Annotated in this window: 20 protein-coding genes; 14 read left to right on the forward strand and 6 right to left on the reverse strand. The window is 63.7% G+C overall.

Features of this window, described 5'->3' with window-relative positions:
- Positions 1–4: 4 nt before the first annotated feature.
- The 5 genes from ACJRPG_RS04250 to ACJRPG_RS04270 all read left to right on the forward strand — a co-directional run bounded on the left by ACJRPG_RS04250 (position 5) and on the right by ACJRPG_RS04270 (position 3681).
- Positions 5–715 (forward strand): succinate dehydrogenase iron-sulfur subunit, encoded by a 711-nt coding sequence (locus ACJRPG_RS04250; RefSeq protein WP_155472082.1) that lies wholly within the window; start codon positions 5–7, stop codon positions 713–715.
- 1 nt (position 716) lies between these two features.
- Positions 717–998, forward strand: a complete 282-nt coding sequence (locus tag ACJRPG_RS04255) for an FAD assembly factor SdhE (protein WP_407998804.1) — start codon at positions 717–719, stop codon at positions 996–998.
- A 40-nt stretch (positions 999–1038) separates the two neighbouring features.
- Positions 1039–2343: a citrate synthase gene (gltA, locus tag ACJRPG_RS04260; protein WP_407998805.1), complete on the forward strand. Its 1305-nt coding sequence runs from the start codon at positions 1039–1041 to the stop codon at positions 2341–2343.
- 64 nt (positions 2344–2407) lie between these two features.
- Positions 2408–3316, forward strand: coding sequence for an alpha/beta hydrolase (locus ACJRPG_RS04265; RefSeq protein ID WP_407998806.1), 909 nt, complete (start codon positions 2408–2410; stop codon positions 3314–3316).
- Entirely contained in the window at positions 3316–3681 is a 366-nt protein-coding gene (locus ACJRPG_RS04270) for a type II toxin-antitoxin system PemK/MazF family toxin (protein ID WP_407998807.1), read from the forward strand. Before ACJRPG_RS04265 ends, ACJRPG_RS04270 begins: the two co-directional genes overlap by 1 nt.
- Positions 3682–3706: 25 nt before the next feature.
- On the opposite strand, the gene ACJRPG_RS04275 is transcribed toward ACJRPG_RS04270, so the two are convergent.
- The 5 genes from ACJRPG_RS04275 to ACJRPG_RS04295 all read right to left on the reverse strand — a co-directional run bounded on the left by ACJRPG_RS04275 (position 3707) and on the right by ACJRPG_RS04295 (position 8249).
- Complete coding sequence (locus ACJRPG_RS04275) at positions 3707–4054, reverse strand: DUF2200 domain-containing protein (protein ID WP_407998808.1); 348 nt, start codon at positions 4052–4054, stop codon at positions 3707–3709.
- 2 nt (positions 4055–4056) lie between these two features.
- The gene (locus ACJRPG_RS04280) at positions 4057–4464 is read right to left on the reverse strand and encodes a DUF1428 domain-containing protein (protein ID WP_407998809.1); all 408 of its coding nucleotides are present in this window, start codon (positions 4462–4464) and stop codon (positions 4057–4059) included.
- Between the two features lie 127 nt (positions 4465–4591).
- Entirely contained in the window at positions 4592–5503 is a 912-nt protein-coding gene (locus ACJRPG_RS04285) for an SAM hydrolase/SAM-dependent halogenase family protein (RefSeq protein ID WP_407998810.1), read from the reverse strand.
- Between the two features lie 157 nt (positions 5504–5660).
- Entirely contained in the window at positions 5661–7664 is a 2004-nt protein-coding gene (locus tag ACJRPG_RS04290) for a putative bifunctional diguanylate cyclase/phosphodiesterase (protein ID WP_407998811.1), read from the reverse strand.
- Positions 7665–7871: 207 nt separating this feature from the next.
- On the reverse strand, positions 7872–8249 hold the full coding sequence (locus ACJRPG_RS04295) for a BlaI/MecI/CopY family transcriptional regulator (protein WP_407998812.1): 378 nt from the start codon (positions 8247–8249) through the stop codon (positions 7872–7874).
- 282 nt (positions 8250–8531) lie between these two features.
- Between ACJRPG_RS04295 and ACJRPG_RS04300 the strand changes: the two genes are divergently transcribed.
- The 6 genes from ACJRPG_RS04300 to ACJRPG_RS04325 all read left to right on the forward strand — a co-directional run bounded on the left by ACJRPG_RS04300 (position 8532) and on the right by ACJRPG_RS04325 (position 16485).
- On the forward strand, positions 8532–11387 hold the full coding sequence (locus ACJRPG_RS04300; protein ID WP_407998813.1) for a 2-oxoglutarate dehydrogenase E1 component: 2856 nt from the start codon (positions 8532–8534) through the stop codon (positions 11385–11387).
- A 66-nt stretch (positions 11388–11453) separates the two neighbouring features.
- Entirely contained in the window at positions 11454–12710 is a 1257-nt protein-coding gene (gene odhB, locus ACJRPG_RS04305; protein WP_407998814.1) for a 2-oxoglutarate dehydrogenase complex dihydrolipoyllysine-residue succinyltransferase, read from the forward strand.
- A gap of 121 nt (positions 12711–12831) precedes the next feature.
- Positions 12832–13170, forward strand: a complete 339-nt coding sequence (locus tag ACJRPG_RS04310; protein ID WP_407998815.1) for a PspC domain-containing protein — start codon at positions 12832–12834, stop codon at positions 13168–13170.
- Between the two features lie 3 nt (positions 13171–13173).
- A complete protein-coding gene (gene lpdA, locus ACJRPG_RS04315) occupies positions 13174–14604 on the forward strand; it encodes a dihydrolipoyl dehydrogenase (protein WP_407998816.1) in 1431 nt (476 codons plus the stop codon).
- Positions 14605–14658: 54 nt separating this feature from the next.
- Complete coding sequence (gene zapE, locus ACJRPG_RS04320; RefSeq protein WP_407998817.1) at positions 14659–15756, forward strand: cell division protein ZapE; 1098 nt, start codon at positions 14659–14661, stop codon at positions 15754–15756.
- 18 nt (positions 15757–15774) lie between these two features.
- Positions 15775–16485, forward strand: coding sequence for a hypothetical protein (locus tag ACJRPG_RS04325; protein ID WP_407998818.1), 711 nt, complete (start codon positions 15775–15777; stop codon positions 16483–16485).
- Here the strand turns inward: ACJRPG_RS04325 and ACJRPG_RS04330 are convergent.
- Positions 16478–17281, reverse strand: a complete 804-nt coding sequence (locus tag ACJRPG_RS04330) for a PP2C family protein-serine/threonine phosphatase (protein WP_407998819.1) — start codon at positions 17279–17281, stop codon at positions 16478–16480. The two genes, ACJRPG_RS04325 and ACJRPG_RS04330, sit on opposite strands and share 8 nt — an antisense overlap.
- Positions 17282–17397: 116 nt before the next feature.
- Here ACJRPG_RS04330 and ACJRPG_RS04335 point away from each other — a divergent pair, with 116 nt between their 5' ends.
- From ACJRPG_RS04335 to ACJRPG_RS04345, 3 genes are all read left to right on the forward strand, one after another.
- The gene (locus ACJRPG_RS04335) at positions 17398–17598 is read left to right on the forward strand and encodes a YdcH family protein (protein ID WP_407999375.1); all 201 of its coding nucleotides are present in this window, start codon (positions 17398–17400) and stop codon (positions 17596–17598) included.
- Positions 17599–17636: 38 nt separating this feature from the next.
- A complete protein-coding gene (gene yoaA, locus ACJRPG_RS04340) occupies positions 17637–19634 on the forward strand; it encodes a DNA repair helicase YoaA (RefSeq protein ID WP_407998820.1) in 1998 nt (665 codons plus the stop codon).
- Positions 19635–19873: 239 nt separating this feature from the next.
- On the forward strand, positions 19874–20479 hold the full coding sequence (locus tag ACJRPG_RS04345; protein WP_407998821.1) for a toll/interleukin-1 receptor domain-containing protein: 606 nt from the start codon (positions 19874–19876) through the stop codon (positions 20477–20479).
- Positions 20480–20483: the final 4 nt, after the last annotated feature.

Consider the following 20483-nt stretch of genomic DNA (forward strand, 5'->3'; position numbering starts at 1 on the left):
TAACATGGCACGTACTCTCAAATTCAAAATCTACCGCTACGATCCGGACAAGGATGCGAAGCCTTACATGCAGGACCTGACGGTTGAACTGAAAGACACCGACAAGATGCTGCTGGACGCACTGCAGCGCATCAAATCCGACGTGGACGATTCCCTGGCCCTGCGCCGCTCCTGCCGCGAAGGCGTGTGCGGTTCGGACGCCATGAACATCAACGGCAAGAACGGCCTGGCCTGCACCACCAACCTGAACGAGCTGAGCGAGCCGATCGTGCTGCGCCCTCTGCCAGGCCTGCCGGTGATTCGCGACCTGATCGTGGACATGACCCAGTTCTTCAAGCAGTACGATTCGATCAAGCCTTTCCTGATCAACGATTCGATCCCGCCTGAGAAAGAGCGCCTGCAGTCGCCGGCCGAGCGCGAAGAGCTGGACGGCCTGTACGAGTGCATCCTGTGCGCCTGCTGCTCGACTTCCTGCCCTTCGTTCTGGTGGAACCCGGACAAGTTCGTCGGTCCTGCCGGCCTGCTGCAAGCCTACCGCTTCATCGCCGACTCGCGCGACGAAGCCACCGGTGCGCGCCTGGACAACCTGGAAGACCCGTACCGCCTGTTCCGCTGCCACTCCATCATGAACTGCGTGGACGTGTGTCCGAAGGGCCTGAATCCCAACAAGGCCATCGGCAAGATCAAGGAACTGATGGTCCGCCGCGCCATTTGATATGACGCTGATGGAATATCCTGCGCATCAGTCGGACCCCGCCAACCGTGCCCGCCTGCGCTGGCGCGCGCGGCGCGGGCTGCTGGAAAACGACATCATCCTCACGCGTTTTCTGGATGCGCACGAAACGGAATTGACCGACGAGGAAGTGGACGCGTTCACGCGGCTCCTCGACTTGTCGGACAATGCGCTGATGGATCTGGTGCTGGCTCGCAGCGAGCCGGAAGGCGAGATCGATCTGCCGCATGTGCACGCACTGCTGGCCCGCCTGCGCCGCGCCTGATTTTTTTTTAATAAGCCGCATCTCCGAAAAGGAAGAGCACATGAACATCTCTGATAACAAAGCCACACTGTCGTTCTCCGATGGCAGCCCGTCGGTCGAATTCCCGATCTACAAGGGCACTGTTGGTCCGGACGTCATCGATATCCGCAAGCTGTACGGCGGCACCGGCAAGTTCACCTACGACCCGGGCTTCATGTCCACCGCCTCGTGCAACTCGTCGATCACCTACATCGACGGCGACAAGGGCGAACTGCAATACCGCGGCTACCCGATCGAACAGCTGGCCGTGAACGCCGACTTCATGGAAACCTGCTACCTGCTGCTGAACGGCGAACTGCCGAACGCCAAGCAGAAGTCCGAGTTCGTGGACACCGTGACCAAGCACACCATGGTGCACGAGCAGATGCAGTTCTTCTTCCGTGGCTTCCGCCGCGACGCGCACCCGATGTCCGTGCTGGTTGGCACCGTCGGCGCGCTGGCCTCGTTCTACCACGACTCGCTGGACATCAACGATGCCAAGCAGCGTGAAATCTCCGCGATCCGCCTGATCGCCAAGATGCCGACCCTGGTGGCCATGGCATACAAGTACTCGATCGGCCAGCCGTTCATGTACCCGCGCAACGACCTGTCGTACAGCGCGAACTTCATGCGCATGATGTTCGGCAATCCGTGCGAAGAGTACAAAGTGAACGACGTGCTGGTGCGCGCGCTGGACCGCATCCTGATCCTGCACGCGGACCACGAGCAGAACGCTTCCACCTCCACCGTGCGCCTGGCCGGCTCCTCGGGCGCCAACCCGTTCGCCTGTATCGCTGCCGGTATCGCCTGCCTGTGGGGCCCTGCCCACGGCGGCGCGAACGAAGCGGCGCTGACCATGCTGAAGGAAATCGGCACCGTCGAGAACATCCCTGACTTCATCGCCAAGGTGAAGGACAAGAACTCCGGCGTGAAGCTGATGGGCTTCGGCCACCGCGTGTACAAGAACTTCGACCCGCGTGCGAAGCTGATGCGCGAAACCTGCCACGAAGTGCTGAACGAACTGGGCCTGCAGGACGACCCGCTGTTCAAGCTCGCAATGGAGCTGGAAAAGATCGCCCTGAACGACGAATACTTCGTGTCGCGCAAGCTGTACCCGAACGTCGACTTCTACTCGGGCATCGTGCAGTCGGCGCTGGGCATTCCAGTGTCGCTGTTCACCGGTATCTTCGCCATGGCCCGTACCATCGGCTGGATCGCCCAGTGGAACGAAATGATCGCCGATCCGGAACAGAAGATCGGCCGTCCACGCCAGCTGTTCGTCGGCTCCGCCGTGCGCGACGTGCCGCCGCTGAAAGACCGCAAATAATCTGCGCCTTGCGGCATAATGAAAAGCGGGCTTCGGCCCGCTTTTTTTTCGAGGAGACTCCTGAATGATACGTGCCCTGTTACTGGCCTTTGCGCTGTTCGCCGGCGCCGCGCACGCCGCCGCTCCGCTTGCCCGCGCGGGCAAGCTGGAAGTGCTCGCGATGGCGCCATCGCAGTATGTGGACCCGCGCCCCGTGTATGTCTGGCTGCCCGACGACTATGCCGCCAAATCGAAAGCGGGCGTGCGCTACAAGGTGCTCTACGTGCACGACGGCGAAAACCAGTTCGACCCATCCACCACCTGGAACAAGAAAAGCTGGAACCTCGAACTCACGCTGGCCCGCCTGATCCGCGAAGGGAAGATTGCGGACACCATCGCCGTCGCCATCCCCAACAACGGCAAACTGCGCTACGCTGAATACTTCCCGCAGAAATTCCTGCCGCTGATGTCCGAGGGTTACCGCAATGGCCTCGTTGCACAGGGCATGGGCGGCAAGCCGCTGGCCGACAACTACCTGCGCTTCATCGTGGACGAAATCAAACCTGCCGTGGACAAGCGCTACGCCACCCAGGCCGATGCGGCGGGCACCTTCCTGCTCGGCTCCAGCATGGGCGGCCTGATTTCCGTGTACGGCATCAGCGAGTACCCGCAGGTGTTCGGCGGCGCGGCCGGGCTGTCCACGCACTGGGTGGGCTCGCACCAGCCGAATGCCACGGTGCCGCTGGCCGCCTTTAACTACCTGATCGCGCGCCTGCCCGATCCCGCGACGCACCGCGTCTGGCAGGACCATGGCACCACTGAACTGGATGCGCTCTACGCGCCGTACCAGCCCTTCATCGACCAGATCTTCCGCGAGCGCGGCTACACGGATGCCAACTACGTCAGCAAGGTCTATCCCGGCACGGGCCACAACGAGCCGGCATGGGCCGACCGCCTGCCCGAAGTGCTGGTTTTCCTGCTCGGCAGGCAGTGATGGATCGCAGCGAGGTGCGGCGCGGCGAAATCTATTGGGTGGCGCCGGACGAAGCGCGGGGCTCGGTGCCCGCCATCCCGCATCCGCATCTTGTTGTGCAGGACGACGTGTTTAACCGCTCCCGCATCGATACCGTGATCATGTGCGCGCTGACTTCCAACCTGCAGCGCCTTACAGAGCCCGGCAACGTGCTGCTGGAAGCGGGGGAGGGCGGACTCGGAAAGCAAAGCGTGATCGTCGTTTCCCAGTTATCCTGCGTTGGCAAGGCCCAGCTCGGCGCGCGGATCGGCGAGCTGTCGCAGGAGCGCGTCGAACAGGCGCTGGCCGGTCTGCGTTTCCAGCAAGCCGCGTTCTTCCGGCGCTGATATCGGGGCAGGCCTGGCCGGCTGCTTACCTCAGTATCTTTTCCATCGCCTTGCCCTTCGCCAGCTCATCGACCAGCTTGTCCAGGTAGCGGATTTTCTGCATCAGCGGGTCTTCGATGTCTTCAACGCGGATGCCGCAGACCACACCCTTGATGAGCGGGGCGTTCGGATGCATCGCAGGCGCCTGCGTGAAGAAGTCCTCGAAACTGGTTTGTGCCTCGAGCTGCTTCGCCAAAGCCGCCGCGCTGTAGCCGGTGAGCCAGCAGATGATCTGGTCCACTTCCGCCTTCGTGCGTCCCTTGCGCTCCGCCTTCTGGACATACATGGGATACACTTTGGTGAACGGCATGCTGAAGATCTTGTGCTTCTCCATGTTCATGCCCTTTTTGCGCTGTCCAGCATGGGGCGGAATCCGCCGGCGATCAGGCGGGCGCCGTCAAATACGGTAGGCTGGTCATTGAACTGCATGCGCGGATCGGCCGTCATTTTCGCCATGCCTTCGTCGCGGCTCTGCTTGTCCGGCCATTCCACCCAGGACATCACAACGCTCTCATCGCCCTGGACGCCAGCCGCGGCGGCGAAGTGGCTGTAGGCATCGGCAGGCTGGCGCGCGGTCTCGGCATGGTAGGTCGATGCGTCCGGTCCCGATTCATCCAGCCAGCATTCGACAATCCGCAAAGCGCCGTACTCCTGCGCGATCACGGACGATATGTGCGCCAGGTTTTCATACTGCGCCCGGTTGGCGCGTGGAACAGGAACCAGATAGCAATCGAAGTAGCTCACTTTCCGCCTCGCAAACGTTTGATCTTCTCGACCTGGCCGGTAAAGCGGCCCAAGCCTGGATTGTGCTGCGCTTTCGCGAGCGATGCCGCACGTTCCGCTGCGCGCAGTGCATTGGGAGGCTGCATTTCTACTTCTGCTTGCTGATCTCGACCTTCCAGTCGAGCCCCGAGCTGATCTTGTGTTGCGCTGCGAAATTGCCCTCGTTGATGGCGATGGCCACTTCGAGCAGGCTGTTGAGATAGACCAGCGGCTGCCCCTTGGGCACTTCGCCGAAGGTGTTGCGGTAGGGGGCAACGAAGCGGCCTACGACCTTGCCGCCGTGGGAGATGCGCACCGCTACCTTGTCGCCGATGGCGATGCCGAGCTCCTCGAACAGGGCTTTGGGAATATTGGTCCACACATTGCCGTACTTTTCGTCGAGCACCGGGATGATGCCGCGCACCGCATTGCCGGCGCGCGCGGGCTTCTCATAGGGCAGCCGGATGACCGTGTCCACCGGCAGGGCAGGGCCGACCTGCTCATAGCTGATCTGGCCAGACGCCAGGCGCGCGCCGACGTAGGTGTACACATCGCGCCCATGGAAGGTATAGGAATCGGCCGAGCCGGGAAGCCGGTTGACCTTCTCGTCGATCTGCCGCAGTTCGGCCACGCCATCGCGCTCGGCAATCATCGTATAGAGCCCGTTGTTCGGACCGACGAAGTAGCGTCCCTGTTTGGTTTTCATGACCACCGATTTGCGGTCGGTGCCCACGCCGGGATCGACCACGGTCACAAACACCGTGCCGGCCGGCCAGTAGTTGGCAGTCTGGTAGAGCCGGTAGGCGCCGAGCCAGATATCGTAGTCGGGGATCTGGTGGGTGAGGTCGGACACCACCAGTTTCGGATCGACGCCGTAGGCAACGCCGCGCATGGCCGATACGGCGCCGTCGGAGGTGCCGAAGTCGGTCATCAGCACCAGCGCGTCGGCGGCAGCGGCGCGGGCAAGGGGCAGGGCACACAGCAAGGCAAGGGCGAACGAACGCAGGCGGCGCAGCTTCATGGCACTCCTTCGGCAGGACGGGACCATGGCAGCATAAATCCTGCGCCGCCGGCTGGCAATGCCCCGGTGCGTCATTCCCGCGCAGGAGGCGGACCGCTCATGCGGGGGCCACGCGCCGAGGCGGCTCCCTGGGTTCCCGCGTTCGCGGGAACGACGGTTAGTGCGCCGTCAGCCACCGGTCCAGCGCGCTCCGGTCCATTGGCCGGCTGATGTAGTTGCCCTGGATGCTGGAGCAGCCATGCCGGGCCAGGAAGTCGTGCTGCGACTGCGTTTCCACTCCGGTGGCGACCACGCGGATATTCAGGTTGTGGCCGATATTCAGCATGGTCTTGGCCAGCGCACTGCTGCCGTTGCCCAGGCTGATGTTGCTGACCGAACGGCGCGTCATCTTGAGCTGGCTGACCGGCAGCGCCTGCAGGCAGCTCAGGTTGGACAGGCCGGCGCCGAAATCGTCCACCGACAGCTTGATGCCAAGTTCGCTCATGCCTTGGGCCAGGCGCCGCGCCTGCGGCATATTGTTCACCAGCTGCTCCTCGCGCACTTCCAGCGCCAGGCTGCCCGGCTTCACCCCGTGGTGCGCCACGCGCTGTGCGATATGCGGCAGGTAGTCGCGCTGGCTGATCTCGCGGCTCGACGCGTTGATGGAGATCGGCAGGTCGGGGAAACCGATGCGCGCCAGGTGCTGCAGGGTGGCGCACACATCCTCCAGCACGCGCCGGCCGAGCGGGACGATCAGGCCATTTTCTTCCGCTTCCGGCAGGAAGTCGGCGGGCAGCAGCTCGCCGCGTTCCGGATGGCGCCAGCGCAGCAGCGCTTCCAGGCCGAGGATGCGGCCGGTCTCCACGCATACGTCGGGCTGGAACAGCAGGTAAAGGTCGTCGCGCTCCAGCGCGTCCTTCAGGGCGTGCTCCATGCGCAGCCGCGCCGCCGAGGTGGATGCCATGGCGGGCGAATAGAAATGCACCGCATCCGGCCCGCCATGCTTGCCCTCGTACATGGCGGCGTCGGCGGCGTGCAGCAGTTCGCTGGCCGCCGTACCGTCGGCAGGGTAGAGCGACACGCCCATGCTGGCGCCCACGGATAAGGTGCGGCAGCCCACCGGCATCGGCGGCGCCATGGCGCGCCGTATACGGTCGATCATCTGCAGTGTGTAGCGCAGCGAAGGCTGCTCGGCCAGCACCAGCACGAATTCGTCGCCGCCCAGGCGCGCCACGGTATCGCTCTCGCGCACCGCGGACTGCAGGCGCTGGGCCACGGTGCGCAGCACCTGGTCGCCGGCCGCGTGGCCCAGCGTGTCATTGATTTCCTTGAACTTGTTCAGGTCCATCAGGATCACGGCCACCTGCTGTTCGTTGCGCTGCGCGCTCTGGATTGCATGCTCCAGCCGGTCGCGCAGCAGGATACGGTTGGCCAGGTCGGTCAGCGGGTCGTGCGTGACCTGGTGTTCCAGCATGGCGGTGCGCGATTTGAGCGTGGTGATGTCTTCAATGATGCCGATGTAGTGGGTGATGCGCCGGGTGCCATCGTTGACCGGCGTTACCGTCAGGTGGTTCCAGAATACTTCGCCATTCTTGCGCTGGTTGCGGAAGGTAACGCTGGCGGGGCGCTGCGCTGCGATCGCCGCGCCAAGGGCGCCGCGCTGTTCTTCGTCCAGCCCCGGGATGGCCATGAAGCGCGAGTCGCGGCCGATGACTTCCTCGGCGCTGTAGCCGGTGATGCGCTCGAAGGCCGGATTCACGTACTCGATGGGATTATCCATGCCGTTATGGCGCGTGATGATGATGCCGTTGCTGGCGGCGTGCAGCGCCCGCTCGCGCAGCTCCAGCGTGGCCTGCTGGTGATGATGGCGGCTCAGGTCCAGCCCCATGCCGCACATATAGCTGGTATCGCCCACCTGCATGCGCGAGCCGCAGAACATATAGGGAATGAACTGGCCGCGCACCATCAGGCGCGCTTCCAGCTGCACTTTCTGTTCCTGCTGGAACACGGCGCAGAAGGCCGCCGCCACCTTGGGCCTTTCTTCGGCGGGAAACAGCTCCAGCATGTGCACGCCGCGCAGCTGTTCGGGCCCCAGGCCCGTCACTTGTTCAACCGTCTGGTTCCACAAAACGAAGTAGCCCGCCTCGTCAAGGACATAGAACGTGCCCGCCAGCAAGTTCATGACGTCCCGAAGAGGCGAGCCGCCGACCTTATCGGCCGGATCCTGTCCGCGCTCGCCCATACTGCTCCCCTGAATGTGGTCTTATGCGCCGGTGAGCAAGCACGACGGATGCTCCCGGCTGGCAGGCGTCGTTTATTTCATGCCAATAGTGTGCATGAAAACGCTGCAGGGGGACGTTCTTTTGGTCAATTGTTGAGCCCGGATGCCTTATTTTTCGGGACCTTCGTCCAGCAGGGCCTGGATTTCGGCGCGTTCCTTTGCGTTGACATGGCCCCCTTTCAGGGCCGCCAGCACCAGCGCCTTGCCGGAACCGGCGAAGGCTTTATGGATGAGCTCCTTGAGCAGATTGGTCTGCACCGATTCCTGTTCCTGGGCCGGGGCGTAGACGTGGGCGCGCTGCGATTCGTCGCGGTTCAGCAAGCCCTTGGTGTGCATCAGTTGCAGCTGGCGCAACACATTGGCGTAAGTCGTGTCGGGCTTGCTGTCCAGGGCAGCCTGGTGTACCTGCCGGGCAGTGGAGGGCCCCAGCGCGAACAGCAGGCGCAGGATTTCCAGTTCGGCGGCGGTCGGTTTGGGCGGGCTCATGGCGGTCTTTCCTCGGGGATGATGGAAGTAGAATAAATTATCTAGACCAGAATGTCTAGCTCCACCCTCCGTTAGAAGTGGTATTCGGCCATTTTTCACCATGTGGTGGTTGTTGGTATACAATCCCGCGTGCTATCCTAAACAACCGTTTTTGTAAGAACGACTGTAGTACAGCCCTTCCCCCACAACTTGATGTGCAATCCGCTAACCGGTCAGGCCGTGTCGCGGAAGGTTAGATTAACCCGCTAATTCCTCGCGAAGCGCGAAGAAAGGTGAGCAAGAATGATGCAGCAACAGACGTCCAACTCCTACCTGTTTGGTGGGAATGCGCCGTATGTAGAAGAACTCTACGAGGCGTATCTCGCTAATCCAGGTTCCGTGCCAGATAACTGGCGTTCCTATTTCGACGCCATGCAGCACGTGCCGGCAGTCGATGGCTCCAACAAACCCGACGTCGCTCACGCTTCCGTGATCGCCTCCTTCGCCGAACGCGCGAAACAGGGCCCGATCCGTACCGTGACCGCATCCGGCGACCCGGAAATGGGCCGCAAGCGCGTGGCAGCCACCCAGCTGATCGCCGCTTACCGCTACCTCGGTTCGCGCTGGGCCAACCTGGACCCGCTGCAGCGCCAGGAACGTCCGAACATCCCTGAGCTGGACCCTGCATCCTACGGCTTCACCGATGCTGATATGGACACCGTGTTCAACATCAGCAACACCTACTTTGGTCCTGAGACCGCGTCCCTGCGCGACCTGACCAACTTCCTGCGCGACACCTACACCCGTTCGATCGGCGCGGAATTCATGTACATCTCCGATCCGGCCGAAAAGCGCTGGCTGCAGGAGCGCCTGGAATCGATCCGTTCCACCCCGAATTTCACGGCCGAGAAGAAAAAGCACATCCTGGAGCGCCTGACGGCCGCTGAAGGCCTGGAGCGCTACCTCCACACCAAATACGTCGGCCAGAAGCGCTTCTCGCTGGAAGGCGGCGAAACCTTCATCGCCTCGATCGATGAAATCATCCAGCGCGCCGGTGAAAAGGGCGTGCAGGAAATTGTCATCGGCATGGCCCACCGCGGCCGCCTGAACGTGCTGGTGAACACCCTCGGCAAGGCGCCGAAGGATCTGTTCGAAGAATTCGAAGGCAAGCATGGCGACGACCTGCCGGCCGGCGACGTGAAATACCACCAGGGCTTCTCGTCCGACATCTCCACCGCAGGCGGCCCAGTGCACCTGTCGCTGGCGTTCAATCCTTCGCACCTGGAAATCGTGAACCCGGTGGTGGAAGGCTCCGTCAAGGCCCGCATGGACCGCCGCGGCGACAAGGAAGGCGCGCAAGTGCTGCCGATCCTGGTGCACGGCGACGCCGCATTCGCAGGCCAGGGCGTTGTGATGGAAACCCTGAACCTGGCGCAGACCCGCGGCTACGGCACGGGCGGCACGGTGCACATCGTGATCAACAACCAGATCGGCTTCACCACCTCCGATCCGCGCGACGCGCGCTCCACCATCTACTGCTCCGATGTCGTGAAGATGATCGAAGCGCCGGTGCTGCACGTGAACGCCGACGATCCTGAAGCCGTGGTGCTGGCCTCGCAGATTGCGATGGACTACCGCGTGCAGTTCAAGAAGGACATCGTGGTCGACATCATCTGCTTCCGCAAACTGGGCCACAACGAGCAGGACACGCCTGCACTGACCCAGCCGCTGATGTACAAGAAAATCGCCCAGCACCCAGGCACCCGCAAGCTGTACGCGGACAAGCTGGCCACGCAAGGCGTGATCCCGGCCGATGGCGGCGACCAGATGGTGGCTGCCTACCGCGCCGCGATGGACGCCGGCAAGCACACCGTGGATCCTGTGATCTCGAACTTCAAGAACAAGTTCGCCGTGGACTGGCTGCCGTTCCTGAACCGCAAGTGGACCGATGCGGCCGATACCGCCGTGCCGCTGACGGAATTGAAGCGCCTGGCCACCCGCATCACCACCGTGCCGGAAGGCTTCAAGGTGCACTCGCTGGTGGAAAAAGTGCTGGCCGACCGCGCCAATATGGGCAAGGGCGAACTGAACCTGGACTGGGGCATGGGCGAGCACCTGGCCTACGCCTCGCTGGTGGCATCCGGCTACGCCGTGCGCCTGACCGGTCAGGACGCAGGCCGCGGCACCTTCACCCACCGCCACGCCGTGCTGCACGACCAGAACCGCGAACGCTGGGATGCCGGCACCTACGTGCCGCTGCAGAACATTTCCGAAGGCCAGGCGCCGTTCACCGTGATCGACTCCGTGCTGTCCGAAGAGGCGGTGCTGGGCTTCGAGTACGGCTACTCGACCGCCGAACCGAACACCCTGACCATCTGGGAAGCCCAGTTCGGCGACTTCGTCAACGGCGCCCAGGTTGTGATCGACCAGTTCATCAGCTCCGGCGAAGTGAAGTGGGGCCGCGCCTCCGGCCTGGTGATGCTGCTGCCGCACGGTTACGAAGGCCAGGGTCCTGAGCACTCGTCCGCACGTCCTGAGCGTTTCCTGCAGCTGTGCGCCGACAACAATATGCAAGTGGTGCAGCCAACCACCGCGTCGCAGATCTTCCACCTGCTGCGCCGCCAGATGGTGCGCCAGTTCCGCAAGCCGCTGGTCGTGCTGACCCCGAAATCGCTGCTGCGTAACAAGGATGCAGGCTCCCCGCTGTCCGAACTGGCCAAGGGCGCCTTCCAGACCGTGATCGGTGAAGTCGACGAGAAAATCGACGCCAAGAAGGTCAAGCGCGTGATCGCCTGCTCCGGCAAGGTGTATTACGACCTGGCCAACGCCCGCAAGACCCGTGCACAGACCGATACCGCCATCGTGCGTATCGAGCAGCTGTACCCGTTCCCGCACAAGGCCTTCGCCGCGGAACTGAAGAAGTTCCCGAACGCGACGGAAGTGGTGTGGGCGCAGGACGAGCCGCAGAACCAGGGTCCATGGTTCCAGATCCAGCACAACATCTTCGAATCGATGGAAGCGGGCCAGCGCCTGGCGTATGCCGGCCGTCCTGCCTCCGCGTCGCCGGCTGTCGGCTACTACGACAAGCACTACGCGCAGCAGAAAGAGCTGCTCGAAACGGCGTTCTCGAAGCTGAAGGGCTTTATCCTCACCAAATAATCACGGTCTGCCGCCCGCCGGTGCGCGGGCGGCGCCACGCACAACGAATACTCGGAGTTACTCACAATGGCACAAATTGAAGTCAAGGTTCCACAGCTGTCCGAATCCGTCGCCGAAGCGACCCTGCTGGCATGGCACAAGAAGGTCGGCGACAGCGTCACCCGCGACGAAAACATGATCGACATCGAGACCGACAAGGTCGTGCTGGAACTGCCTGCGCCCGATAGCGGCGTGGTGGTCCAGGTCATCAAGGGTGACGGCGCCACCGTCGTCGCCGGCGAAGTGATCGCCATCATCGATACCGACGCATCGGCCAAGGCTGCTGCACCGGCCGCCGCTGCAGCGCCGGCACCGGCCGCTGCTGCCCCTGCGCCAGCCGCTGCTGCCGCCACCGGCGGTTCGAAGGGCGACGTGGCCATGCCGGCCGCCGCCAAGATCCTGTCCGAAGCCGGCCTGTCCGCTTCCGACGTTGCCGGTTCCGGCAAGGACGGCCGCGTGACCAAGGGCGACGCCCTGGCCGCCGCCTCCGCACCGAAGCCTGCGGCGCCTGCGCCGATGGCCGCTCCAGCCGCCAAGGCATCGCTGCCGAAAGTGGCCGCGCCTGCCGCCCCTAACCTGGGCGACCGTCCGGAAGAGCGCGTGCCGATGAGCCGCCTGCGCGCACGTATCGCGGAACGCCTGGTGGAATCGCAGTCCACCAACGCCATCCTCACCACCTTCAATGAAGTGAACATGAAGCCGGTGATGGACCTGCGCAACAAGTACAAGGACAAGTTCGAGAAAGAGCACGGCGTGAAGCTGGGCTTCATGTCCTTCTTCGTCAAGGCCGCCGTGGCCGCGCTGAAGAAGTACCCGATCCTGAACGCTTCGGTGGACGGCAACGACATCGTCTACCACGGCTACTTCGACATCGGTATCGCCGTGGGGTCGCCACGCGGCCTGGTGGTGCCTATCCTGCGCAACGCCGACCAGATGACCATCGCTGAAATCGAGAAGAAGATCGGCGAATTCGGCGCGAAAGCGAAGGAAGGCAAGCTGACGCTGGAAGACCTGACCGGCGGCACCTTCTCGATCTCGAACGGCGGCACCTTCGGCTCCATGCTGTCGACCCCGATCATCAACCCGCCGCAATCGGCCATCCTGGGCGTGCATGCGACCAAGGACCGCGCCGTGGTGGAAGATGGCCAGATCGTGATCCGTCCGATGAACTACCTGGCAATGTCCTACGACCACCGCATCATCGACGGCCGCGAAGCCGTGCTGGGCCTGGTGGCCATGAAGGAAGCGCTGGAAGATCCGGCACGCCTGCTGCTGGACCTGTAATACGTCACCCCCGCGCAGGCGGGGCCCAGGTGTGCCGTCCGCGGCTGATCCCCTGGGCTCCCGTCTTCGCGGGAGCGACGGTTAGCGCTGTAGCTCCCCAACTGAAGCGAGAGGTTTCACAATGAGCGTCTCCGAAGAAATCAAGCGTCTCCACGAACTCCACCAGGCCGGCGCCCTGAGCGACGAGGAATTCGCCCGCGCCAAGGAAAAGCTGCTGAACCAGGGCGCCAGCGCGCCTGCGGCCAACGGCGACCTCGCCAGCGAGTTCTCCAGCCTGCGCCGCTCCCGCACCGACCGCTGGCTCGGTGGCGTCTGCGGCGGCATCGCCCGCGCCTCGGGTGTGGAATCCTGGATCTGGCGCCTGGTGTTCGCGCTGTTCACCATCTCCTTCGGCTTCGGCCTGGTGATCTACATCCTGTTATGGATATTCGTCCCCGAGGACGAACTGATTGGAAATTAAGACATGAGCAAACAATTCGACGTAGTAGTGATCGGCGCCGGTCCCGGCGGTTATATCGCGGCCATCCGCGCTGCGCAGCTGGGCTTCTCGGTTGCCTGTATCGATGAATGGGCCAATGAAAAGGGCGGCCCTGCACCGGGCGGCACCTGCACCAACGTGGGCTGCATTCCATCGAAAGCACTGCTGCAATCGTCCGAGCACTACGAGCACGCCGGCCACTCCTTCAAGGAGCACGGCATCGACGTGGCGGGCCTGTCCCTGAACCTGGGCCAGATGATCAAGCGCAAGAACACCGTCGTGAAGCAGAACAACGACGGCATCCTGTTCCTGTTCAAGAAAAACAAGGTGACCTTCTTCCACGGCCGCGGCGCGTTCGCCGGCGCCGCCGGCGCTGAAGGCTACCCGATCGCCATCAGCGGTCCTACCACCGACACCATCACCGCCAAGCAAGTGATCGTTGCCACCGGCTCCAACGCGCGCGCACTGCCGGGCGCACCGTTCGACGAGAAACTGATCCTGTCGAACACCGGCGCACTGTCCATCGAAGAAGTGCCGGCCAACCTGGGCGTGATCGGCGCCGGCGTGATCGGCCTGGAAATGGGCTCCGTATGGCGCCGCCTGGGCTCCAAGGTCACCGTGCTGGAAGGCCTGCCGACCTTCCTCGGCGCGGTCGACGAGCAGATCGCCAAGGAAGCGCAGAAGCTGTTCACCAAGCAGGGCCTGAGCATCAACCTGGGCTGCAAGATCGAAAGCGTTACCGCCGGCAAGAACGACGTGACCGTGAAGTACACCGACGCCAAGGGCGAAGCGCAGAACGCCACCTTCGACAAGCTGATCGTGTCCATCGGCCGCACCCCTAACACCAACGGCCTGGGCGCCGACAAGGCCGGCCTGCAGCTGGACGAGCGCGGCTTCATCGCCGTGGACGGCGACTGCAAGACCAACCTGCCGAACGTGTGGGCGATCGGCGACGTGGTGCGCGGCCCGATGCTGGCGCACAAGGCGGAAGAAGAGGGCGTTGCCGTGGCCGAGCGTATCGCCGGCCAGCACGGCCACACCAACTTCAACACGATTCCATGGGTGATCTACACCTCGCCGGAAATCGCGTGGGTCGGCAAGACCGAGCAGCAGCTGAAGGCCGAAGGCGTGCAGTACAAGGCCGGCACCTTCCCCTTCCTGGCCAACGGCCGCGCACGCGCGCTGGGCGATACCTCGGGCATGGTGAAGTTCCTGGCTGATGCAACGACCGACGAAATCCTGGGCGTGCACATCATCGGCCCGATGGCCTCCGAGCTGATCTCGGAAGCCGTGGTGGCGATGGAGTTCAAGGCGTCCGCCGAAGACATCGCGCGCATCTGCCACGCCCACCCGTCGCTGTCCGAAGCCACCAAGGAAGCCGCGCTGGCAATCGACAAGCGCACGCTGAACTTCTAAAGGGGCTTGCCGCCGCAGCACGCCGGTTCGCGCCGGCGGCTGCGGCCTTTGTTTATGAACGTCCAAGAGTTTTACCAGCACGCGCTGGAACAGCGCGACTTCAAGGCCGACGCCGCACAGCGCCGCGCCGTGGACCGCCTGCAGCAGTGCTATGACGAGTGGGTCGCCTACAAGGCGCAGCGCTCCAACGGCTTCAAGCGCTTCCTGAACCGTCCCGACGTGCCGCGTGGCGTGTACATGTGGGGCGGGGTGGGGCGCGGCAAGTCCTTCCTGATGGATTCCTTCTATTCCGTGGTGCCGGTGGTGCGCAAGACGCGCATGCACTTCCACGAATTCATGCGCGCCGTGCATATCCAGCTCGATGAGCTGATGGGCGTGGCCGATCCGCTGGATGAAGTGGCGAAACGCATCGCGAAGAAGTACCGCCTGATCTGCTTCGACGAATTCCACGTGTCGGATGTGGCGGATGCCATGATCCTGTACAACCTGATGCGGGCGCTGTACGACAACGGCGTGTCCTTCATCATGACTTCCAATTTCGAGCCGTCCACGCTGTATCCGGACGGCCTGCACCGCGACCGCATCCTGCCCACCATCGCCCTGCTGAAGGAGAAGATGGATGTGCTGAACGTGGATGCCGGTATCGACTACCGCGGCCGTGCGCTGGAACAGGTGGATGCCTACTACACGCCGCTCAACGCCCAGACCGATGCCGCGCTGCGCGAAGCCTTCGCCCGCGTGGCCGAAACGGCCGACGAAGATGCCCGCATCCAGATCGAAGGCCGCGAGATCAAGGCCCTGCGCCGCGCCGGCACCACCATCTGGTTCGATTTCGCCACCCTGTGCGGCGGCCCGCGCTCGCAGAACGACTACCTGGAAATCGCCAGCCGTTTCCATACCGTGATATTGTCCGGAATACCGATGATGTCGGCCGGCATGGCTTCCGAAGCGCGCCGCTTCACCTGGCTGATCGACGTGTTCTACGACCAGGGCGTGAAGCTGATCATGTCGGCCGAAGTGGCGCCGGAGGAGCTATACACCAGCGGCCAGCTGGCCAATGAATTCCACCGTACCGTGTCGCGCATCGTCGAGATGCAATCGCGCGAGTACATGGAGAAGGCACAGCGCGGCGCCGCAGCCGCCCTGGCCTGAGACGAGGATAAGAACGAGATGCCGCACATAAGCAAGATCCTGTGCGCCGCCATGCTGGCGGCGCTGGCCGTCCCGGCCGCCGCCCAGAAGATCGGGCAGCAGCCGATCGGTGCGCCGGCCGTGCCGCCCAGCCATTCGGTGGAGCAGGCGGATGCCCGGCTGGCGCAGGTGGAGAAGGACCGTGCCCAGGCTGAAGCGGAGTTCAGCGCGGCCGAGCAGGTGTGCTACACCAAGTTCTTCGTCAATAACTGTATCGACAAGGCCAAGGAAAAACGGCGCGAGCGCCTGTCAGCGCTGCGCGCCATCGAAATCGAAGCCAATCACTTCAAACGCAAGCAGGCCGTGGATATCCGCGACCGCGAGCTGGAAGACCGCGCCCAGGCGGATGCGAGGGAAGAGGCGGCACGGGCCGCAGCACCAGCGCCTGAACCGCGCGAAGCGGCCGAACGTCCCCCGGTCAAGCCTCTGTCGGTAACACCGGCGCAGCGCCAGGCTGAATACGCGGCGCGCCAGCGTCAGCTCCAGGCGCAAGAGGCGGCCGAAGCACCGAAACGCGCCGCGCGCAGCGCCGAACATGCGCGCAAGGTTGCGGAATCGGAACGCCGCCAGCAGCGCGTGCAGCAGCGGCTCGCCGAGAAGGAAGAGAAGCGCCGCAAGCGCGCCGAGGCCGAAGCCGCCAAGCAGAAGGCCATCGAGGACGCGCGCGCCCGCGCCGGGCAGCTTAAATAGCCTTGCGCAGTTTCTGCACCGTGTAGCTCGGCGCTTCCCTGGGCGGCGCCACCATCTTGAGGATGGCCATGGTGCAGTTGTCGCCCTTGCCCTTGGCGCGTTCTCCCGCCTTGTCGATCAGCAGCTGTGAGGCCTCGCGCGGCGTTTTGCGCGCGATGACGGCCGCCAGCTCGGTGTCGGCAAAATACTGCCACAGGCCGTCGGTGCACAGCAGGAAGGCGTCGTCCGCCTTGACTTCCTGCATGCCGGTGGAGGTAAAGGGCTGTTTCAGCTTGTTCCCCAGGTGATTGGCCAGCAGCCGCGAGCTGCGGTGCTTGCGCGCCGCCTCTTCCGGCAGGCCGTCCTGGCTGACCAGGTGCTGCACATAGTCCGCATCGCTGGTGCGTCCGGTGCAGGCGCCGCCGCTGAAGCGGTAGACCCGCGTATCGCCCACCGTGGCCCACACGGCCTGCTGCTGCGGCGTGAGCATCAGCAGCGCCAGCGTCGCCTGCGGTTCGGCGCCGCTGGTGATGGCGTTCATCAACAGCACATCGTGGGTTTCCTGCGCGATGGCGCGCAGCAGCTCCGTGATGCGGGGCACGCTGGCAGTATCGCCCACGCGGTATTCATCGAACAGCTGGCGTGAAGTGTGCAGCGCCTGCTCCGAGGCCACGGCGCCGCCCTGTACGCCATCGGCCACGACGGCCAGCACATAGCCGGGCGCCGACGGGGTGGTGAAGAGCGCTGCACGGTCATTCTGCTGCGGACGGCTGCCGGTATGCTGGGCCGTTCCGGCTTCAATTTTGTAGGCGCTCATGGGTGGGGAAGTCCTTGCTGCTTCTTTCTGCTGCTTACCTGAGTTAAACTATGCACTGTTAAGCAGTTTAGTTGCAAGCGCAGTTTGTTGTCCACGCGAAACACTTTTCCGAGCACATGAACAACGTAGAAGAAATCAAGCGCCGTATTGTCGAACTGGATGTCGAGCACCGGGATCTGGACGCGGTGATCGAGATGCTCACGTTGGACGGCCACCACGACCAGCTGCAATTGCGCCGCCTCAAGAAGCGCAAGCTGCAGTTGAAAGACTATATCACCTTGCTGAAAATGCAATTGGTGCCTGATGTACCGGCCTGACCGGCGCCAGACGCGCCGCTGCCCCACCTGATTCTATTTTGAGCGATTTACTCCCGCTGCCGGACGGCGAAGCCCCCGCTATTCCCGGAAAACACGATGACGAGATCGAGCGCCTGTTCGGCGCCGGCGGTCCGCTGGGACCGGCCGTGGGCGGCTTTCGTCCCCGTAAATCGCAGACCGAGATGGCCAAGGCCATCGCCGCCGCCATCGACAGCCAGCAGACCCTGATTGCGGAAGCGGGCACCGGCACCGGCAAGACCTTCGCCTACCTGGTGCCGGCCCTGCTGTGGGGCGGCAAGACCATTATCTCCACCGGCACCAAGAACCTGCAGGACCAGCTCTTCCTGCGCGATATTCCCACCGTGCGCGCCGCCCTGCAGGCGCCGGTTTCGGTCGCGCTGCTGAAAGGGCGGGGCAACTACCTGTGCCACTACCACCTGGAACGCACGCTGCAGAACGGCCGCATGACCTCGCGCGAGGATGTGGGCTACCTGCGCGAAATCTCGCGCTTCCTGAAAATGACCAGCACCGGCGACAAGGCCGAGCTGGCGCGCGTGCCGGAGACGGCGCCGGTCTGGAACCTGGTCACGTCCACCCGCGAAAACTGCGTGGGCGCCGAGTGCCAGTACTACCAGGACTGCTTCGTGATGAAGGCGCGGCGCGAGGCGCAGCAGGCGGACGTAGTGGTGGTCAACCACCACCTGTTCTTCGCCGACGTGGCGCTGAAGGATACCGGCGTTGCCGAATTGCTGCCGTCCGCCAACACCATCGTGTTCGACGAGGCGCACCAGCTGCCGGATACGGCGACCCTGTTCTTCGGCGACACTTTTTCGACTTCCCAGGTACTGGAGCTGTGCCGCGACGTGCTGGCCGAGGGACTTGCCCACGCGCGCGACGGCGCCGACTGGGGCAAGACCGTGTCGGTGGTGGAAAAGGCGGCGCGCGACCTGCGCCTGACCTTCCCGCAGGACGTGGTGCGCCTGTCGCTGCCGCAGATTGCGCCGTCGAGCGACTTCTTCCCCGCGCTGGACACCCTCCGCGAACAGCTGGCCGGCATGCTGGCCGTGCTGGAAAAGCAGGCCGAGCGGGCGGAAACGCTGGAACAGTGCCACGTGCGCGGCCACGAGCTGCAGCAGAAGCTGGATAACTGGAAATTCGATCCCAAGGCCAAAGTGGCGCCCGGCGAGGAAGCCGTGTACTGGGTGGAGGCCTATACCAGCTCGCTGCAGCTGCACAAGACGCCGCTGTCGATTGCCCCCATCTTCAACAGCCAGCGCGAGGGCGTGCCGCGCAGCTGGATCTTCACCTCGGCCACGCTGGCGGTGAAGAACGACTTCAAGCACTTCTCCGAGCAGATGGGCCTGACCGGCGAGGTGGCGCGCACCTGGCCCAGCCCCTTCAATTATGAGCAGCAGGGCATTCTCTACGTGCCGCAGGGCCTGCCGGACCCGAATTCCCTCGGCTACACCGATGCCGTGCTGGATGCCGCGCTGCCCGTGATCGAGGCAGCCGGCGGCCGCACCTTCCTGCTGTGCACCACGCTGCGCGCCGTCAAGCGCGCTGCCGAACGCCTGCGCGACGAATTCGAAAAGCGGGGCCTGAAATTCCCGCTGTTCGTGCAGGGCGACCGCGGTCGCACCGAATTGCTGGACCAGTTCCGCAAGGCCGGCAACGGCGTGCTGATCGGCAGCCAGAGTTTCTGGGAAGGTGTGGACGTGCGCGGCGAAGCGCTGTCGCTCGTCATCATCGACAAGCTGCCCTTCGCGCCGCCGGACGACCCGGTGCTGGCCGCGCGCATCGAAGTGATGGAAAGGCAGGGCATGAACGGCTTCATGCACCACACGCTGCCGGAAGCCATCATCAACCTGAAGCAGGGCGCCGGCCGCCTGATCCGCGACGAGGGCGACCGCGGCGTGCTGATGTTGTGCGATCCGCGTGTCATTTCCAAACCCTACGGCCGCCGCATCTGGCAGAGCCTTCCTCCCTTCAAGCGCACCCGCGAGGCCGCCGAGGTCATCGCCTTCTTCCAGCCATAACGTCGCTCCCGCGAAGGCGGCGGTGCGCCGATGCGGAGCCCAGGGGCGTTCCAACGCTGGGTGCCCACTCCTGGGCCCCCGCCTGCGCGGGGGTGATGTGCTAACTCCTGGCGCGATCACGTCAGTTATCGGCATGTGCGCGTTTGCGCTAGCGCAAAGTGCGTGCTGTCGGGATTGTTAAAGTGACTCAGCAAGTGTGACAAAAATGATATGTCAGGGGAGAAACAGGAGGGGACGAAATGACGATCCGCTACGGCTGTTTCTTCAGTTATGCGCATGGCCACCACACGTTCATGAGCAAGTTCAAGAACGACCTGGCCGATGCCCTGCGCTGCTACCTGGAGCCCCATCTCGATAATGAAAATGAACTCTTCATTGACAGCGAGCAACTCGGTGGCGGTGACGACCTGGACCGGAAGATTGCCCTGGCCCTGTGCCAGAGCGTGTGCATGATCGTGATCTACACGCCCAAATACGAAGCCCACGCCTACACGCGGCGCGAGTTTGCAGCGATGCAGCTGATCGAGGAGGAGCGGCGCCACTGGTACCCGCTGCCCAGCCACCTCACCATTCCCGTCATCATGACCCGGCACCCGCTCAGCCTGCCGGCGCAGATCAGCGAACCGGGCATGTACGTCGATTTCTCCCGCTATACGCTGGCGACGGGCGACCTGAAGACGAATCCCGACTTCCTGCCCGATATCGACCGCATCGTGCAGCGCATCGTCGCCCACTACCATTTTCTGAAAGTCAGTATTCCGCCTGGACACGACTGCAGCCGTTTTGTCCTGCCTGGCATTCCACCGGAGTGGCGTGCCGCTCCGGCTCCACACTTTCCACGCTAAAGGC

Origin of the sequence: Pseudoduganella rhizocola, assembly GCF_045984285.3 — a bacterium.
GTDB lineage: Bacteria > Pseudomonadota > Gammaproteobacteria > Burkholderiales > Burkholderiaceae_D > Rugamonas.

Bases quoted from the DNA above. Each gene is read 5' to 3' on its own strand.
- gltA (WP_407998805.1), top strand. From the start codon at position 1,039: ATGAACATCTCTGATAACAAAGCCACACTGTCGTTCTCCGATGGCAGC.
- ACJRPG_RS04335 (WP_407999375.1), top strand. From the start codon at position 17,398: ATGAACAACGTAGAAGAAATCAAGCGCCGTATTGTCGAACTGGATGTC.
- ACJRPG_RS04255 (WP_407998804.1), top strand. From the start codon at position 717: ATGACGCTGATGGAATATCCTGCGCATCAGTCGGACCCCGCCAACCGT.
- ACJRPG_RS04265 (WP_407998806.1), top strand. From the start codon at position 2,408: ATGATACGTGCCCTGTTACTGGCCTTTGCGCTGTTCGCCGGCGCCGCG.
- ACJRPG_RS04285 (WP_407998810.1), bottom strand. From the start codon at position 5,503: ATGAAGCTGCGCCGCCTGCGTTCGTTCGCCCTTGCCTTGCTGTGTGCC.
- ACJRPG_RS04325 (WP_407998818.1), top strand. From the start codon at position 15,775: ATGCCGCACATAAGCAAGATCCTGTGCGCCGCCATGCTGGCGGCGCTG.
- ACJRPG_RS04270 (WP_407998807.1), top strand. From the start codon at position 3,316: ATGGATCGCAGCGAGGTGCGGCGCGGCGAAATCTATTGGGTGGCGCCG.
- ACJRPG_RS04275 (WP_407998808.1), bottom strand. From the start codon at position 4,054: ATGGAGAAGCACAAGATCTTCAGCATGCCGTTCACCAAAGTGTATCCC.
- lpdA (WP_407998816.1), top strand. From the start codon at position 13,174: ATGAGCAAACAATTCGACGTAGTAGTGATCGGCGCCGGTCCCGGCGGT.
- ACJRPG_RS04290 (WP_407998811.1), bottom strand. From the start codon at position 7,664: ATGAACTTGCTGGCGGGCACGTTCTATGTCCTTGACGAGGCGGGCTAC.
- ACJRPG_RS04250 (WP_155472082.1), top strand. From the start codon at position 5: ATGGCACGTACTCTCAAATTCAAAATCTACCGCTACGATCCGGACAAG.
- ACJRPG_RS04310 (WP_407998815.1), top strand. From the start codon at position 12,832: ATGAGCGTCTCCGAAGAAATCAAGCGTCTCCACGAACTCCACCAGGCC.
- zapE (WP_407998817.1), top strand. From the start codon at position 14,659: ATGAACGTCCAAGAGTTTTACCAGCACGCGCTGGAACAGCGCGACTTC.
- ACJRPG_RS04300 (WP_407998813.1), top strand. From the start codon at position 8,532: ATGATGCAGCAACAGACGTCCAACTCCTACCTGTTTGGTGGGAATGCG.
- ACJRPG_RS04295 (WP_407998812.1), bottom strand. From the start codon at position 8,249: ATGAGCCCGCCCAAACCGACCGCCGCCGAACTGGAAATCCTGCGCCTG.
- ACJRPG_RS04345 (WP_407998821.1), top strand. From the start codon at position 19,874: ATGACGATCCGCTACGGCTGTTTCTTCAGTTATGCGCATGGCCACCAC.
- odhB (WP_407998814.1), top strand. From the start codon at position 11,454: ATGGCACAAATTGAAGTCAAGGTTCCACAGCTGTCCGAATCCGTCGCC.
- ACJRPG_RS04330 (WP_407998819.1), bottom strand. From the start codon at position 17,281: ATGAGCGCCTACAAAATTGAAGCCGGAACGGCCCAGCATACCGGCAGC.